The 15,789-nt window shown below is 49.5% G+C and carries 16 protein-coding genes; all 16 read right to left on the bottom strand.

Annotation, left to right across the window (positions count from 1 at the left end; genetic code table 11):
* Nucleotides 1-87: 87 nt before the first annotated feature.
* Complete coding sequence (gene rsmI, locus OYT88_RS19335) at nucleotides 88-975, bottom strand: 16S rRNA (cytidine(1402)-2'-O)-methyltransferase (protein WP_274402005.1); 888 nt, start codon at nucleotides 973-975, stop codon at nucleotides 88-90.
* Complete coding sequence (locus OYT88_RS19330) at nucleotides 941-1,228, bottom strand: GIY-YIG nuclease family protein (RefSeq protein WP_274402004.1); 288 nt, start codon at nucleotides 1,226-1,228, stop codon at nucleotides 941-943. The genes rsmI and OYT88_RS19330 overlap by 35 nt, the downstream gene beginning before the upstream one ends.
* A complete protein-coding gene (locus tag OYT88_RS19325; protein ID WP_274402043.1) occupies nucleotides 1,225-1,956 on the bottom strand; it encodes a tRNA1(Val) (adenine(37)-N6)-methyltransferase in 732 nt (243 codons plus the stop codon). Before OYT88_RS19325 ends, OYT88_RS19330 begins: the two co-directional genes overlap by 4 nt.
* A gap of 101 nt (nucleotides 1,957-2,057) precedes the next feature.
* Nucleotides 2,058-2,411 (bottom strand): DNA replication initiation control protein YabA, encoded by a 354-nt coding sequence (gene yabA / locus OYT88_RS19320; protein WP_274402003.1) that lies wholly within the window; start codon nucleotides 2,409-2,411, stop codon nucleotides 2,058-2,060.
* Between the two features lie 13 nt (nucleotides 2,412-2,424).
* Nucleotides 2,425-3,255, bottom strand: coding sequence for a PSP1 domain-containing protein (locus OYT88_RS19315; protein ID WP_274402002.1), 831 nt, complete (start codon nucleotides 3,253-3,255; stop codon nucleotides 2,425-2,427).
* Between the two features lie 2 nt (nucleotides 3,256-3,257).
* Nucleotides 3,258-4,262, bottom strand: coding sequence for a DNA polymerase III subunit delta' (gene holB, locus OYT88_RS19310; protein WP_274402001.1), 1,005 nt, complete (start codon nucleotides 4,260-4,262; stop codon nucleotides 3,258-3,260).
* A gap of 48 nt (nucleotides 4,263-4,310) precedes the next feature.
* Nucleotides 4,311-4,748, bottom strand: coding sequence for a YaaR family protein (locus OYT88_RS19305; protein ID WP_274402000.1), 438 nt, complete (start codon nucleotides 4,746-4,748; stop codon nucleotides 4,311-4,313).
* 30 nt (nucleotides 4,749-4,778) lie between these two features.
* Nucleotides 4,779-5,108 (bottom strand): cyclic di-AMP receptor DarA, encoded by a 330-nt coding sequence (darA, locus tag OYT88_RS19300; RefSeq protein WP_274401999.1) that lies wholly within the window; start codon nucleotides 5,106-5,108, stop codon nucleotides 4,779-4,781.
* Between the two features lie 14 nt (nucleotides 5,109-5,122).
* Nucleotides 5,123-5,803 (bottom strand): dTMP kinase, encoded by a 681-nt coding sequence (tmk, locus tag OYT88_RS19295; RefSeq protein WP_274401998.1) that lies wholly within the window; start codon nucleotides 5,801-5,803, stop codon nucleotides 5,123-5,125.
* Between the two features lie 4 nt (nucleotides 5,804-5,807).
* On the bottom strand, nucleotides 5,808-7,247 hold the full coding sequence (locus OYT88_RS19290) for an aminotransferase class I/II-fold pyridoxal phosphate-dependent enzyme (protein ID WP_274401997.1): 1,440 nt from the start codon (nucleotides 7,245-7,247) through the stop codon (nucleotides 5,808-5,810).
* A 356-nt stretch (nucleotides 7,248-7,603) separates the two neighbouring features.
* A complete protein-coding gene (locus OYT88_RS19285; RefSeq protein WP_274401996.1) occupies nucleotides 7,604-7,819 on the bottom strand; it encodes a sigma factor G inhibitor Gin in 216 nt (71 codons plus the stop codon).
* A 474-nt stretch (nucleotides 7,820-8,293) separates the two neighbouring features.
* Nucleotides 8,294-9,355 carry an undecaprenyldiphospho-muramoylpentapeptide beta-N-acetylglucosaminyltransferase gene (gene murG, locus OYT88_RS19280; RefSeq protein ID WP_274401995.1) on the bottom strand — a complete coding sequence of 354 codons (1,062 nt, stop codon included), beginning with the start codon at nucleotides 9,353-9,355 and terminating at the stop codon, nucleotides 8,294-8,296.
* A 182-nt stretch (nucleotides 9,356-9,537) separates the two neighbouring features.
* On the bottom strand, nucleotides 9,538-11,409 hold the full coding sequence (locus tag OYT88_RS19275) for an ABC transporter ATP-binding protein (RefSeq protein ID WP_274401994.1): 1,872 nt from the start codon (nucleotides 11,407-11,409) through the stop codon (nucleotides 9,538-9,540).
* Complete coding sequence (locus OYT88_RS19270; protein WP_274401993.1) at nucleotides 11,406-13,133, bottom strand: ABC transporter ATP-binding protein; 1,728 nt, start codon at nucleotides 13,131-13,133, stop codon at nucleotides 11,406-11,408. The genes OYT88_RS19275 and OYT88_RS19270 overlap by 4 nt, the downstream gene beginning before the upstream one ends.
* A 766-nt stretch (nucleotides 13,134-13,899) precedes the next feature.
* Complete coding sequence (locus OYT88_RS19265; protein ID WP_274401992.1) at nucleotides 13,900-14,460, bottom strand: MarR family winged helix-turn-helix transcriptional regulator; 561 nt, start codon at nucleotides 14,458-14,460, stop codon at nucleotides 13,900-13,902.
* A 352-nt stretch (nucleotides 14,461-14,812) separates the two neighbouring features.
* A complete protein-coding gene (locus OYT88_RS19260; protein WP_274401991.1) occupies nucleotides 14,813-15,097 on the bottom strand; it encodes a toxin-antitoxin system YwqK family antitoxin in 285 nt (94 codons plus the stop codon).
* Nucleotides 15,098-15,789 lie beyond the last annotated feature (692 nt).

The raw sequence follows: 15,789 nt of genomic DNA, 5'->3' as shown, positions 1-15,789 counted from the left end.
TATACTTTTCACCCAGATGAATGTCAAGAAAGCGGCAGATTTATCAGACAGATTTCTCTGCAGCGGAAAAGGCCGGCCCTTCAAGCATTATTCTTCAATATGATGATAAATTCGATAAACCTCGCGCTTCGGCAGCGAACGATCGACGGCCGTCTGCTTGATTGCCTCTTTGACCGTCAAGTGCCGCGTGTTCACGTAATAGTCGACATGAGCGTTCAGATCCATTGCCGCCCACCAAAGGGCTTCCGAAGCTTCCTGTTTCGCGGAGCTTCCCTCTACAACGAGGCAGACCTCGCCTTTCAGTGTTTCGCCCCGGTCGAGAAAATCGGCCGCCTCCCCGATGTCCCCCCTGACAAACGTTTCATAGCGCTTCGTCAGCTCGCGGGAAAGCGAAATACGGCGCTTGCCGAAGGCCGCATTTAAATCCTTGATTGTCTCACGGACACGAAACGGCGATTCATAAAAAATCAATGTGAACGGCAGAACGCTCAGGTCCTCCAGCGCCTGCTCTCTCTCCTTCTTAGTCCGGGGCAGAAAACCGTAAAACAAAAAATGATCTGTCGGCAGGCCGGAAGCGATCAGGCCGGTAACTGCCGCATTGGCGCCCGGGAGCGGGACAACCGGGACACGGCGCCCGATGCACTCGGCGGCGAGATCGCTGCCCGGATCCGAAATGCCCGGCGTTCCGGCGTCGGTCACAAGGGCCACATTTTTGCCGGCCTCAAGCTCGCCAATGAGTTTTTTCCCGCTCGTTTTTTTGTTGTGCTCGTGATAGCTGACAAGCGGCACATGGATATCGAAATGCGTACACAGCTTCATGGTCTGGCGCGTATCCTCAGCCGCCAGTATATCCGCTTTTTTTAAAACATCCAGTGCCCGGAAAGTCATATCGTTCAGGTTGCCGATCGGCGTCGGAACAAGATAAAGCGTGCCCGTGCCGTTATTTTCCGTCTGGAAACTCTTTTGCTCCCACATCAGCGCCGCTCCTTTGTATCAATGTTTCTTTTTCCCGTTTTGTCAGATGCTTGATTGTCCATTCCCGCCGCAGCGCCGATGACTTATCCGGCAACTGCTCTTCATAAACAATACGGAGCGGTTTATGGCTGCGCGTATATTTCGCGCCCTTTCCGCTGCAATGAAGAGCAAACCGCTTCCGGACATCCGCCGCATAGCCTGTATAAAGGCTTCCGTCCGTACATTCCAGTATATAGACACTGTAACTTTTCATGTATTCGGCCACACATCCTCCGTGTAGCGCCCCTTCGAATCGTACACGGTAATCGGCGGCAGAACGGCAAGCCCGGATTTCCCGCCCTTTGTTGCTTCGACAAGGACCATATTAGCCGCTTTTTCTTTTCTCGGATGAACAAAGCGCAGGCGTTTCGGTTCCATCCCCGCGAGGCGCATTCCGGCCAGAATATCGGCCAGCCGCTCCGGCCGGTGCACCAGTGCGAACTTCCCGCCGTATTTCAGCAATCTGCCCGCCGTCACAATGACATCTTTAAGTGTAATCAGTATCTCATGGCGGGCAATGGCCAGATGAGGGTTTAGCTTGCGATCGCGTGCCGCCTCTTTGCTGAAATAAGGAGGATTGCACGTCACCACGTCGCAGTTTCCGTTTCCAAGATAATCGGGAAGCCTTTTCGCATCGCCGGAAATAAAATCAATCCGATCCTGCAGATGATTGAGTGCCGCTCCGCGCGCCGCCAGCTCACAGACTTCCGGTTGAATCTCAATGCCGGTAATCCGCCCTTTTGTCCGGCGGGACAGGAGAAAGGGAATCACTCCGTTTCCCGTGCACAGATCGGCGAGCCTGCCGTGCTGAATCGGTACATAGACAAAACGCGCCAGCAGTATGGAGTCCAGTGAGAAAGCAAACCGTTCACTCGACTGAATAATCTGCAGATCCGTATTAAAAAGATAATCGATTCGTTCACTCCGGCCGTCTATTGTCATCTGCGTGCCCATTCCCTTGTAACTGAATTTTTGATTTTTACATAAAAACCCGCCGAATAAGGCGAGCCCTGGGAATAACCATGAATAACGGTGCCGCTCCGTCATTTTTTGTTCAGAAAGGACAGGCAAAACAGACAGTCCCCGTCTTTACGTACGCTTCCGTAATGCAGGTTGCAGATATGAAAGCCTTCTTTGTACAGCCGGGCCAGATTATCATATCCTTCGCCGATATCCGGTTCTGAAATTTTATCGCCCGTCTGCCCCTTATTCTCGGTGGCCCGCTCACTATCGGCGTTTTCAATCCGTCTTCTCAGGTTGTGATTTTCAAGGGTGAGATTTTGATTTTCTTCAAGCACTTCGGCCAGCCGGGATTTCAAATGACCGAACTCTACGTAAACTTGTCCCAGCTGCTCTTCCAAATGACTGACTTGCGAGAAAATGTCCTTTTTCTCCAAGTTCATCCACCTCTTATTTAGTGGCTTGCGAAGAAATAGCCCCTTCTTCAATAAGCTCATCCAATGTATATTCTATCACTTTATTTTCATCCTTCAGTTCGATCTGAACAAGACGTTCCAAAATATTAAGTCCGACCACCCGGCCTTTTCCGTGGTGCACATTAATTGTCTCACCCAGATCGGGGAGTGCCCGTTTTGCCGATTCGTACTGATCATTCTCATACTTCAGACAGCACATCAGCCGGCCGCAGACACCGGAAATCTTGGCCGGATTTAAAGAAAGGTTCTGATCTTTCGCCATCTTGATCGATACGGGTTCAAAATCGCCGAGAAAAGTGGAGCAGCAGAGCATCCGGCCGCACGGGCCGATGCCTCCGAGCATTTTGGCCTCATCGCGGACGCCGATCTGCCGCAATTCAATCCGCGTCTTGAAAACCGATGCCAGGTCTTTGACCAGTTCCCGAAAATCGACACGGCCGTCGGCAGTAAAATAGAAAATAATCTTATTGCGATCAAATGTATATTCAACATCCACCAGTTTCATTTCCAAATGGTGGTCGTCTATTTTATGGAGGCAAATATCCATTGCGGCTTCCGCATCCTCTTGATTCTTGCGGACCTGAAGGCCGTCCGCGTCCGTAGCAAGCCGGACGACTCTTTTCAGCGGAAGCACGACATCTTCCTCATCCACCGTTTTTTTGCCGATGACTACTGTCCCGCATTCGATCCCCCTTGTGGTTTCGACAACAACACGGGAATCCTCCGGAATCGCTAACTGATCCGGGTCAAAATAATATATCTTTCCGGCTTTCTTGAAACGAACGCCGACAATATCGTATTTCATAATTAAAGAATACCTCCTAGCCTGATAACGAGCCACTCCATGACACTTAAACTGTTTACATGGGCATCCAGCTGCCTGCGGGCCTCAAGAATCAGGGACATGGCACCTACGGCCTGTTTTTCGGAAAGGCGAAGCAGCTGTTCTTTCAGCCCTTCAGCCTGATCTTCAAAAATCACCGTTTCCGACCGGTTCAAATGCAGCGATAAAATATCCCTGTACCAAAACAGCAACAAATCCAAACCCATGACCATTCGCTGAGCACTATCGAAGGTGGGGGAAAATTTTTCGTAAATGAAAGAAAGGGCAGCTTCGGAAGACAATTGCAGCCTTTGCGCTAATTGTATCACTTGGGTGCGCGCTTCCGCAAACCATTCATCCTTGCATAGAGCGGCGGCGCCCTCATAGTCGTGAGTCAGAGCAGCAGCGGATTTTGCAAGAGCACGCGGCTGATGTTCCTGAAACAGCCGTTCCTCGATCGCTTGATCGGACAACGGAATAAAAGTCAGCACCTGGCATCTTGAAATGATCGTATCCAGCAGCTGATGCATATGAGCCGTAATCAGAAGAGCCAGTGTTCCCGAATGGGGCTCCTCTATAAATTTAAGCAGACTGTTCTCAGCCTGAACCGTCATTTTTTCCGCATCTTCAAGAATGAATATTTTTTTTGAAGACTCCACACTTCGGTAGGAAAATTCTTTCAGCAAAAAGGCAATCTGTTCCTTTTTGATCGTTGCTGCGTCCTGCTCCAGCCGGATGCGTATCACATCGGGATGATTGCCCGAGGCAATTCTCCGGCAATTGCGGCAGTTCCGGCACGGCTCCCCATCCTGCGGTGACTCGCAGAACAGCGTCTGCGCAAGCAACAGGGCAGCCTCCTTCTTTCCCGTTCCTTCGGGGCCTTCCAGTAAATATGCATGCGCCAGTTCATGCCTCTGCACGGCATGCCGCAGCACTCTCACTACTGTTTTCTGCTGACTGTCCAATGTTTTCCAGCTGATCATAGCCATACGCCCACTCACTTACAAAGGATTCGGACTTCATCGTTCCGGCACGCTTCAGACATAAAGATTAATCAGCAGCCCGCGAATTTCGCCGAGACGATCCAGCAGATCGATTCCTTCTTTATTTTTATCCAAAAGATCATTGGTCAGCGCGATCAGTTTCTTATCCACGATCCCGACGAGCTGCTGCTTTGTCCCTCCCTGTTGCCAGGATCGCGACTGCTGCGTCCCGAGTCCCGTCCGCACGGCTTCCTGCATGAATGAACGGACGTATTGTTTATACAGCTGCACATCGTGAATCGTTCGCGATGACGACACCCTTTGCGCCTGTCCGTCGATTTTATCAAGCAGTGCTTTAAGCGCATCCGCATCCAGCGATTGTTTCTTTTCAGAGAGTGTGCTCTCAAACGATGCGGACGATTTTAAAGCAGCCGTACCGCGGCCGGTCTGCGACTCATTGATTTTCGTTTCTCCGCTTATCTTGATTGGCATCTCTTCAGCCCCTTCGAAACAGTAAATGCTTCAAAATTGTTTGAACTGATCGACTTCAAGCACGAAGACGGTTGCTCCCCCGACCTCGACTTCAACAGGATGCATCATATAGCCGTCCGCATTGCTGTCGATCGAAGAGATCGGCGACATCACTTGTTTTCTGCTTTCACAATGTTCTTTAATCAGCCGAAGCAGCTCGTCGACTCTCGTGTCTTTTGTTCCGATCATAAACGTTGTATTGCCCGAACGCAGAAATCCGCCCGTTGTCGCCAGTTTTGTCGCATGAAAGTCCGCACCGATCAAAGCCTCCTGCAGGCGGGGAGCGTCTTTATCCTGGACTACCGTCAAGATCAGCTTCAATAGAAATCATCCTCTCACCTTTTTTGCATATAGCCGGCCAAAAAATGATGAAAATCTTTCAGAATATGATCAAACACCGTATCTGCGCTGTCCTCGCCGTTAATCAGGCAAATACGCTGTTTATTTTCTCTGCAAAGTGTTAAAAACCCTTCCCTGACACGCCGGTGATAGTCCAGTTCCCGCTGCTCGATCCGATCCAAATCACCCGCCGCTTCCGTTACCCCTTTTTCCGGGCTCCCGCTTCGTTCTCTTAAACGGCTGCGTCCTGCTTCCGGCGCAATGTCGATCATATACGTGCGGTCCGGAGTCAGACCTTCCGACACAAAACGGTTAATCGACCGAATCATTTCGATCGGCTGCCCGAGGCCGTATCCTTGATAAGCAATCGACGCATCAATGAAACGGTCGCACAGAACAATCTTGCCCTGAACCAGTGCCGGCCTGATTTTTTCTTCGACATGCTGGCTTCGCGATGCCGCGTAAAGCAAAATCTCAGCCTTCTGAGTAAGCCGATAATATTCGGGATTAAGGATGATTTTGCGTATTTGATCACCGATATCGGTTCCTCCGGGCTCGTGAGTCAGGATATACGGTATATGCCGATTTTCAAGTTCGGCCGCCAGCCTGCCGATTTGAGTGGTCTTCCCTGCACCGTCAGGGCCTTCGAATGTAATAAAAAGTCCTTTGCGATCCATCTTTTCATCGTGCTCCCGTCCGGTAGATAATGATTTTCCCGTGATTGGTACTGTCATTTTGAAACACCGCTCCCGACCGCCGCCAGCCGTTAATGGCGGCAATCTGCTGCTCCGTGATCCGCTCGCCCTCAATAACCGCCGGAATCCCGGGCGGATAAGGGATCACAGGCTCCGCCGCAATCCGGCCGGCTGCGTCCGTCAGATCCGCTTCCTCCGTACCCATCTCCGACCGCGTCCGCCAGGCAAGAGCGGGCGTTGAACAGCGCGGAAAAGGAAATGGCGGCACGCGGCAGGCGGGCGGCTTTTTTTCTAAACCGCCGAGACTGCCGGCGATCCGTTTCAGCGCCGGACCGTAATCGATACGGTCCGTCAGGCCGAGCACAAATAACACGTGGCGCGGATCGGCAAGCTCCGGAAAAATGCCGGCAGCTATCAGCCGTTTCTGCCAGCCAAACCCGGATTCTCCGGTTTCCGTTTCTACCGTTATTTTGAACGGATCGAACCGAAAACGGCCCGCCCCTGCCTCCAGTACTTTAACTTTATCGATAGTCTTCAAAGCCGCAACAAAAGCATCGCGTTCCGAAAATATGTGCTCACGTCTGCTCTGACTGAGATTGGCAAGATAATAGCGTGCCAGATCAAGCGATGCCATAATCGCGTAAGACGGACTGGAAGTCTGCAGCATCGCCCGCGCCTTTTCCACCTTCTCGGCGGGCACGCGCGGGCTGTTAACATGCAGAAACGCACCCATCGTCATGGCCGGCAGCATTTTGTGCGCCGAGTGTACGACAATGTCCGCCCCCATCTCAAGCGTACTCGGAGGAACAGGCGGCCCCATCCTGAAATGCGGTCCGTGCGCTTCGTCTACCAACACGCTTAATCCGTGATCGTGGGCTTCGCGGACCAGGGCGCCGATATCCGCCGCCATTCCGTAGTAATTCGGATAGGTCAGAATGAGTGCCTTCGCCTGCGGGAAGCGATTGACCGCCGTCTTCCAGGCCTCCGGATCGATACCCGCCGCAAGGCCGGATCCGGGATCGACGGAGGGGGCAAGAAAAACCGGGCGGACATCCGCCAGTTTCAACGCGTTGAAAATCGATTTATGACAGTCCCGCTGGACAAAGACGACATCCCCCGGTGAGCAGGCGGCCATGACCATCGCCATATTGCCGCCCGTTGAACCGTTCACAAGAAAATAACTGGAGCGTGTACCGTAGTAATCGCTGAGCAGTGCCTCCCCTTCGCGAAGGATGCCTGTCGGATGGTACAGATCGTCCAGATCGGCAACTTCCGTAGCGTCAAGTGCCAACAACCGCTTATAGAAAGAAGCCGCTCTTTCCGGAAAGATAAGCCCGTCTTTATGGCCTGGAACATGAAACGAGTAGGCCTGCTTTTTTCTGTATTTGAGCAATCCGTCAAAAACCGGTGTCCGGTTCTGATCCATGATGCAAATCCCTTACTTCAACTGATATGCTTATATTTTAACATAATCGAAGAACGATCAGCCAACCCGACTTTTATCCCCCGCCGATTTCCGACAGCCGCGTATCGCGCCCTATTTCAGCCTGCATATTCCTATTTTATTTTTATGCTAAAAAATTCTTATATAAAGAGACTTTTAGACAACGGCAATCTGCATCGTCCCGAAAGCAAAGGTGCATTAAGCCGAAAAACCTTCATCCTGTTTCCTCATTTTGCAGGCATCCGCGTTTTATCTGCCGCGGCTTTTTTTATCACCCGCTGTTCTGAAAAAAATTGAGAAGCCGCTCTTTCTGAGGACTTCTCCTTCCCGATAAACGATTATTTTGTCTGTTCAGTCTGCTTCATTGTTTTCAGCCGGAGCTGAGAAAGTTTATTCACATAATGTTTGTATTTCCAATCGGTCACATCTGTCTTTACGATTTTTTCCTGACAAGAATCACAGATTAATTGATTGCAAATATGAATGCCCGTCTGTTTTACCTGTCCGCAAATCAGGCACGTTTCACCCGTTTGCGAATGCATCTGCATGGCCATTTTCACCACCCCCGTCACAGGATAGCCATTGCCCGATGAATCTATTCATCTGACTTCTTTCAAATATCTTAACCTCTTTTTCATGGCTACAAACATGTATACGAAAAAGTCGTTTGTCCCGTGCTTTTCATATTTTCCAAATGTAGGAACATATTTTTCGGAAAAAGGGAAACGGCTACAGGCAAATAACCAAAAAGAAGTGTCCCGGCTTGCCGCATCAAACGGCTTGTTTTACATGAACAGCCGTGAACGGTTGCGGAAGACATGCCGTCCGGACAAAGTCTCAGCCGATGCGCACGACCGATTAATCGGCAATTTGAAGATCGGGCGCCGTCCGGCTGTTTCCTCCGGACGGATGTCTGGCCCTGCGCACCGTTTCTTCCCCGGATGATAATCCCGGAAAACATATGCATCCGCCCTCCGCCGGTGCAGGCAATCTCAAAAGCATCCGGAAATCGGCGCGGGTCCTTTTCATCAATACTTTGTCAGCCAGTTCAGGATGTTGTTGATTCCGTCGGTCGCGTTCCGTGCCGCAGCCATTCGATCGATATAATCGTAACGGTTGCGGCGGACCCGCTCAAGTGTGTCCAGCAGCTTATCGGCCGTCAGTGTATCGTCATCAAGTACCTCACAGAATCCCTTCTCGCGGAAAGACTTGGCATTCAATATCTGGTCCCCCCTGCTTGATCGAAGCGGAAGCGGGATTAAAATCATCGGTTTTTTCAAGGCAAGAAATTCAAATATCGCATTGGAACCGGCACGGGAAACAATCAATGACGACGCGGCCAGAATATCGGGCAGTTCCTGATCGACATATTCAAACTGACGGTATCCGCTTCTTTTCTCTAAATCGGCGTCAATATTCCCTTTCCCGCACAGGTGGACGATCCGATAAGTTTTAAGTAAATTCGGAAGTGCTGCCCGGATCGCTTCGTTTATTTTTCTGGCGCCAAGGCTTCCTCCCATGACTAAAAGCACTGGTTTGTCGTCCCGAAAGCCGAGAAATTGCAGTCCCTTCTGTTTATTTCCCTGCAGCAGAACGTCCCGGATCGGTGCTCCGCTATACACGACTTTCTCCTTCGGAAAATTAGCCGCGGCTTCTTCGAAAGTGACAAACAGCTTGGTCGCAAAATTGACCGCAATCCGGTTGGCAAGACCCGGAGTAATATCGGATTCGTGAATATAGACGGGAATTCGGTTTAACCAGGCGCCGATCACAACAGGAACGGAGACAAAGCCGCCCTTTGAAAAAATAACAGCGGGCTTAATTTTTCTTAAGATAAAAAAAGACTGCATCACTCCGGCGAGCACTTTAAAAGGATCTTTAAAATTTTTCATATCAAAATAACGGCGCAGTTTTCCGCTTGAAATGGCATAATAGTCTATTCCGTGGTTCTGAACCAAGGTTTTTTCAATCCCATTTTTTGAACCGATATAGGCTATTTCCCAGTCATCCTTTAATTTATCGATAAGCGCCAGATTCGGCGTCACATGACCTGCCGATCCTCCGCCGGTGAATACAATTTTTTTTACCATTGATTTTCCTCATTTCATATCTTTCGTCTGCTGACAACACTATAAAGTTTAATACTGCTTCGGCAGAGAGTAAATACGTTTAGCGGGCAGCGGCTTAAATAAGGTCTTCATTATAAACCGCTATAAGTAAAAATCGGGCGATCGGCCCGACTTTTTTTCTCTTTAATAGACTTGTACACGGTTCAGACGGCTCCTTTTTCTTCGGCCTCCGTCGCAAACTGACTGTTATAGAGCTCCGAATAGAACCCTCCCGCCTGCAGCAAGGATTGATGTGTGCCCTGTTCGATCACCTGACCGTGATTCATTACAAGAATCAGATCCGCATCCTGAATCGTCGAAAGACGGTGAGCGATAACAAAACTCGTCCGATTCTGCATCAGCTTCTGCATGGCTTTCTGAATATGCACTTCTGTACGCGTATCGACACTGCTTGTTGCTTCATCAAGAATCAGAATGACCGGATCGGCCAGCAGAGCCCGTGCAATTGTCAGGAGCTGTTTCTGACCCTGGGAAATATTGGTTCCCTCTTCATTCAGCACCGTGTCGTATCCGTCCGGAAGCGTGCGGATAAAATGATCCGCATGAGCGGCTCTGGCCGCCCGGATCACCTCTTCTTTCGTCGCATCCTGACGCCCGTAGGCAATATTCTCGCGAATGGTACCCTTGAACAGCCATGTATCCTGCAGAACCATGCCGAAGAGGTGGTGGAGCTGTTCCCTTTTCAGTTTTGTAATATCAACGCCGTCAACGGATATTTTCCCTGAGCGGCACTCATAAAAACGCATCAGCAGATTGACGAGCGTCGTTTTTCCGGCACCGGTCGGCCCGACAATCGCGACGGACCGCCCGGCCTTGACATCAATATTCATATGTTCAATCAAGGGACTGTCTTCTTTATAGCGAAAACCGACATCTTCGAAGCGGACATGTCCTTGCGGATGTTCAAGCACCGTCACATTCGGAAGATCGGCAACGTCCTCTTTTTCATCCAGAATCTCAAAAATCCGCTCGGCCGATGCGACCGTCGACTGAATAATATTGGAGATATTGGCAATCTGGTTCAGGGGCTGGCTGAACTGGCGGGCATATTGAATGAACGCCTGAATATCGCCGATTTCGATCGAACGCTTGATAACCAGAATACCGCCGACAACCGAAATCAGGACAAATCCTATATTGCCGACAAACATCATTAACGGCATCATAATTCCGGACAGGAATTGGGCCTTCCACGCGGAATCATAGAGCCGTCCGTTTATTTTTTTAAAATTTTGAATGGACTGCCGTTCCCGGCTGTAGGATTTAATAATCTGATGGCCGGTAAACATTTCCTCTACATGGCCGTTCAAATGGCCGATCTGTTCCTGCTGCTGTTTAAAATAACCTTGCGACCGGCGCGTAATGAAGGTAATACCGACAAAACTGAGCGGAAGAGTCAGCAGCAGAACGAGTGTCAGAAGAGGGCTGATCGTCAGCATCATCACCACGACGCCGAGCAGCGTGACAATTGAAGTAATGGATGCCGTCAGACTCTGCTGGAGCGTATTGCTGATATTCTCGGAATCATTCACCGCCCGGCTGAGCACTTCCCCATAAGTACGCGAATCAAAGTAGCTGATCGGAAGCCTGGCCAGTTTTTCGTTCACTTGCTTTCGCAGCACATAGACCATTTTCTGCGAAACACCGCTCATCAAATACTGCATCACGTAAGTGAACAGCGAACTGAGCACATATAAAACAAATAAAACGACAACGATGTTCCAGATATAGCCGAAATCAATCCGGGCATCGGGAACGCCCTTCAACTTCAACATCATTCCCTGAAAAAGTTTTGTCGTCGCGTCCCCCATCAGCTTAGGCGCAATGATCGAAAAAATTGTACTGAGAATCGCCGCCGCAAACACGACGATCAGGGTCCATACATGAGGTTTCAGATAGGTCATCAGCCTTTTGAACGTTCCCTTGAAATTTTTGGCTTTTTGCGCCGGCACACGCATGTGCGCGCGGCCCCAGCCGCCGCTTCTGCCGCGCCGGCTGTCCTCTTCTTTGCTCATGCAAGCTCCTCCTTTTCCAGCTGTGATGCGACAATTTCCTGATAAACCCGGCATGAAGCCATTAATTCTTCATGCGTGCCGATACCCGCGATTTTCCCTTCATCAAGAACAATAATCTTGTCGGCGTGAATGACAGTGCTGACCCGCTGGGCGACAATGATCAGAGTCGACGATCCGATCGTTCTTCTCAATCCGGCACGGAGCCTGGCGTCAGTCCGATAGTCGAGTGCCGAAGAACAGTCATCCAGTAAATAAATGGCGGGTTTTCTGACCATGGCCCGGGCAATGGCCAGCCGCTGTTTCTGTCCGCCTGACACATTCTTCCCGCCTTGCGCGATCACTGAGGCGTACCCGTTTTCCATTTCGCGGATGAATTCGTCCGCCTGCGCAATACGGGCGGCTTCCCTGATTTCCTCTTCCGTCGCCGTGTCGTTGCCGTAGCGGATGTTATCCGCAACCGTTCCGGTGAACAGCACCGCCTTCTGCGGAACATAGCCGATCATCCCCCGCAGTTCTTCAAGAGGCATCTCCCGAATGTCCGTCCCGTTCACAAGAACGCGGCCGCCCGCGGTATCATAAAACCTTGGAATCAGATTCAGCAGCGTCGATTTTCCGGAACCTGTCCCTCCGATAATCGCCGTCATCTCACCGGGACGGGCGCTAAAGGAAATGTGGGAAAGAGCCGGTGTCTCGGCACCGGGAAAGCTGTAGGTGACATCGTCGAATATGACGCCGGCACCGTTTCCCGGGTGGTGCTCTTTCTCTTCCGGATCAATGATATCGGGACGGATATCCAGAACTTCGTTAATTCTGCCGGCGGAAACCTGAGCACGCGGGATCATGATAAACATCATCGCACCCATCAGGATCGAGAACATAATCTGCATCGCATACTGGATAAATGCCATCAGATCACCGACCTGCATATTTCCGCTGCTGATCCGCAGTCCGCCGAACCATACGATGGCAACCGTCGAAAGATTCATGATCAGCATCATCAGCGGCATGGCGGCAGCCATGATCTGATTCACTCGAACGGCTGTCTGCGTCATATCCCGATTGGCCGCGTCAAACCGGCCGATTTCATAATGCGTCCGGTTGAAAGAACGAATGACGCGGATGCCCGTTAGTCCCTCACGAAGCACAAGATTCAGCCGATCCATTTTTTTCTGTATTTCTTTGAAGAGCGGAATGCCCTTTTTCGCGAGGAAAAAAACCGAGATCAATATAGCGGGCAATGCAACAACGAGAACAAGCGACAGTTTTGCATCTTTATAGACCGCCATAATGATCCCGCCGATGAACATCAGCGGCGCCATCGTCATCATTTTGAGCATCATTATATAGACCTGTTCGATCTGTGCAATATCGTTCGTCGTTCGTGTAATCAGAGAACTCGTGCCGACCCGGTCAAATTCTTTTAAGGAAAAGGTCTCGACATGGGAAAACATCCCGTTTCGCAGATCCCGCCCAAAACCTGTTGCAGCCTTTGACGCAAGATAATTGGAAACAATCGTGAAGCCCCCGGCTACAAGGGTCACTACAAGCATTAAAATGCCTGTCTTAAAAATATAAGGCATATCTCCTTTGACTATGCCTGTATCGACTATATCCGACATCAGCGTCGGCAAGAACAGATTAGCCAGCGACTGCAGGAAAACAAAAATAATCGAAAAGACTACCGGGGACAGGTAGGGGCGCAGATATCTTGACAGACGAATCAAATGCTTCCATCTCCAATCAAAATAAATCTCATTGAACAAAAAACATATAAAGTCCCGGGCTACATGCATTTTCGACAGCAGCGGACCCGATATTGGATAATAAACCCATGATTTTTCCGGCCTCCACAATATGTTCCGTTCGATTGAACAACCGGAAATTCGTTCATTTAAACATTATGGGACTTTTGTAAACAGAGGATAACCTTTTTATAATATTAAATAACTTTTTCTGCTATTTATGAACATGAAATTATCGTATCGACATTTATCTGCAAAAAAGATATTTACCGAAAGTACCGATATAAAAGAGGATACGCACGGTGCATAAAGTCGACAGGAATGAAGCAAAGGCCCGCCAAAATATGAAACGGCCGGACTTTTTGTCATGCTGGCTCAACCGGCTCCAATTCAAATTTCGGAGCGGCTTTTGAGTGATCCGTCGCAACTTTTTAAGATTTAGATGCAACTTTTTTGCGTTTCGGCGCACCTGCTCATTTTCGTTTCAACTTTCGCTGACCTGTTTCAGCTTCCTGAATCCGATCTGGACTGTTGCACAGTATCCCCTCGACTGCAAAATAGTCCATTTTTTAACTCCTGAATTTTACAGGGCACCGGAGGACAGCACAAAATGCACCGTCCGCAGCAAAACCGAAATGTGCACATTTAACAACATCACGGTTTTACTTTACAGGTTAGCAGATGGAATCCTTTTACTCGCATTCCCCGCTACCATTTTCATGCCCGGCTCCGCAGGCAGATTAACACCTTACCTTCCTCCGTGGAAACCCGGGAAACCGCCCATTCCGAAATGATGACGGGCATGTTCCATTAAGCGTTTATACATGAAATGCTCCATCATTCGCTTATGTAAATCATCGCCGTCATCTGCAAATTGTTCTTCAAGGGTTTTAGTGATGCGTCTAAGATAATCGCTGAGATTATTCACTTCCTGATCGTTCAGGCAGTCAAACAGTTCCTGCATTTCAGGTACTGTATCATCCATTTTGTCTGCGACCTCAGCACCTTCTTTGGTCAGTTTGACATTGGAGATACGGCGGTCTTTCGTGGACGTTTCACGTACGATATATCCGTTACTCTCCAATTTCCCGAGGAGCTCCGCTAAAGACTGTTTACTCATATCCAATAGGTAGCAGAGATCTTTCTGGCTGATTTCAGGCTTTAACTTCAAGATGGAAAGTATACGTCCCTGTCCCCTGAGCGGGTTGTTAAAAGGGCCGAAGTTCTTGAAATTTCTCATTTGGTAGCGGTGTAACAGCATCTGCAAATGAATGAGTTGTTCTACAGCTTCCTCCCTTGTACTATTCATCCGAATTGCCTCCCTTTATTGGTTCTGAAACATGAAAAGACTATTGTCAAGTACCTGACTATAGTATAGAAACAGCAGCTTATATTGTCAAGTACCTGACCAATATTTGACAGCTATTTGACAGCAAATTGCGGATCGCCATTCAGGCAGCGGACAGCAAGGAACTCCCCGACCTGCCGCTTTGGTCGATGTAATAAGCACTGCCTGATATTTTGCGGCTTTGACTGACATCGGATAGAGTTTTTTCGCTCTCGATTCCGACCCTCAGCCCAAAATCGACCGCCACAATGCCTCACTTTCTTAAAAGAGGCGGAAAAAAAGATCGCCGAAACGATCTTCCTTAATTGATATTCTATTTGTTCTTCCCCCGGTTCGTCACCTTGTATTTTTTGCCTTCTCTGTCGTATGTGATCCATTCGCCGACGGGCTGATCCATATCAAAATGTCCCGATCGTTTTACCGTCCCATCCATCCGGTACCATTCCCAATAACCGTCGGCTTTTCCGTCAACAATCTTTCCCTTGGACCATATGGCCTTGCCGTTCGCATGGTACTTGATGGTGTACCCGTTCACGACCTCCTGTTTCTTTCCCTTAACACGATTTGCACGAACTTTGTCACAGTTTTCATTTTTCAATCCGGACGGGCCCCCATCCTATTTCCTGGACATTATTCCTTTATTTTTATCGAGGCAATACGAATTATAAACAGTTTATCATATCATTATAAAACTATGAACCAGTTATTATTTATAAAAAACGGGACCGGATTAGCCAGCCGCATGTTGATTTTTGCGATTTGCGATGATCTTAGTCCTGTTATTGTTCAGGATCAATTCCGGCGGTCCTGAACATCGCTTTACAGGGAGCATCCGGCAAATGAACGTCCCCCCGTTCTTCGAGAAAACAAAATGTGTGACGTCTTCGGCTTCCGCCGCCGGCTACTCCCCGCCGCCAGGATGGTCATTCAACGCGCGCGGTTTGCTGTTCTGCTGAATTCTCTTCGAGTGAAGCAAGCAGTACCGGTGTCAAGACCAGTCAAGCAGACATTATCAAGGAAGCTTTCACGCTCACGCCTCATGCGTTTTTCTTTCGTTTCCCAGTTACGTTTCTTTCGCGGCCGCAGCTGCGCGCAATGTGCATTCACAGCGCAAAACCGCAGATAGAAAAACGTGCTGCGGAGGACGCCTTCTTTATCGCCGTCCGCAGCACTCAATGCTTTGTACGCTAACAAAAAGAGAGGTGCTTCTCACTAACCGAGAAGTGCCTCTCTCTTTCTGCTTGTTCCATATTGCCTGGCAGCGACCTACTCTCACGGGGGGACAGCCCC

This window comes from Sporolactobacillus sp. CQH2019 (genome assembly GCF_028765345.1).
Taxonomy (GTDB): domain Bacteria; phylum Bacillota; class Bacilli; order Bacillales; family Sporolactobacillaceae; genus Sporolactobacillus.
Note: the sequence above shows the minus strand (reverse complement) of the source record. Positions and strands in the feature narration are given on the sequence as shown.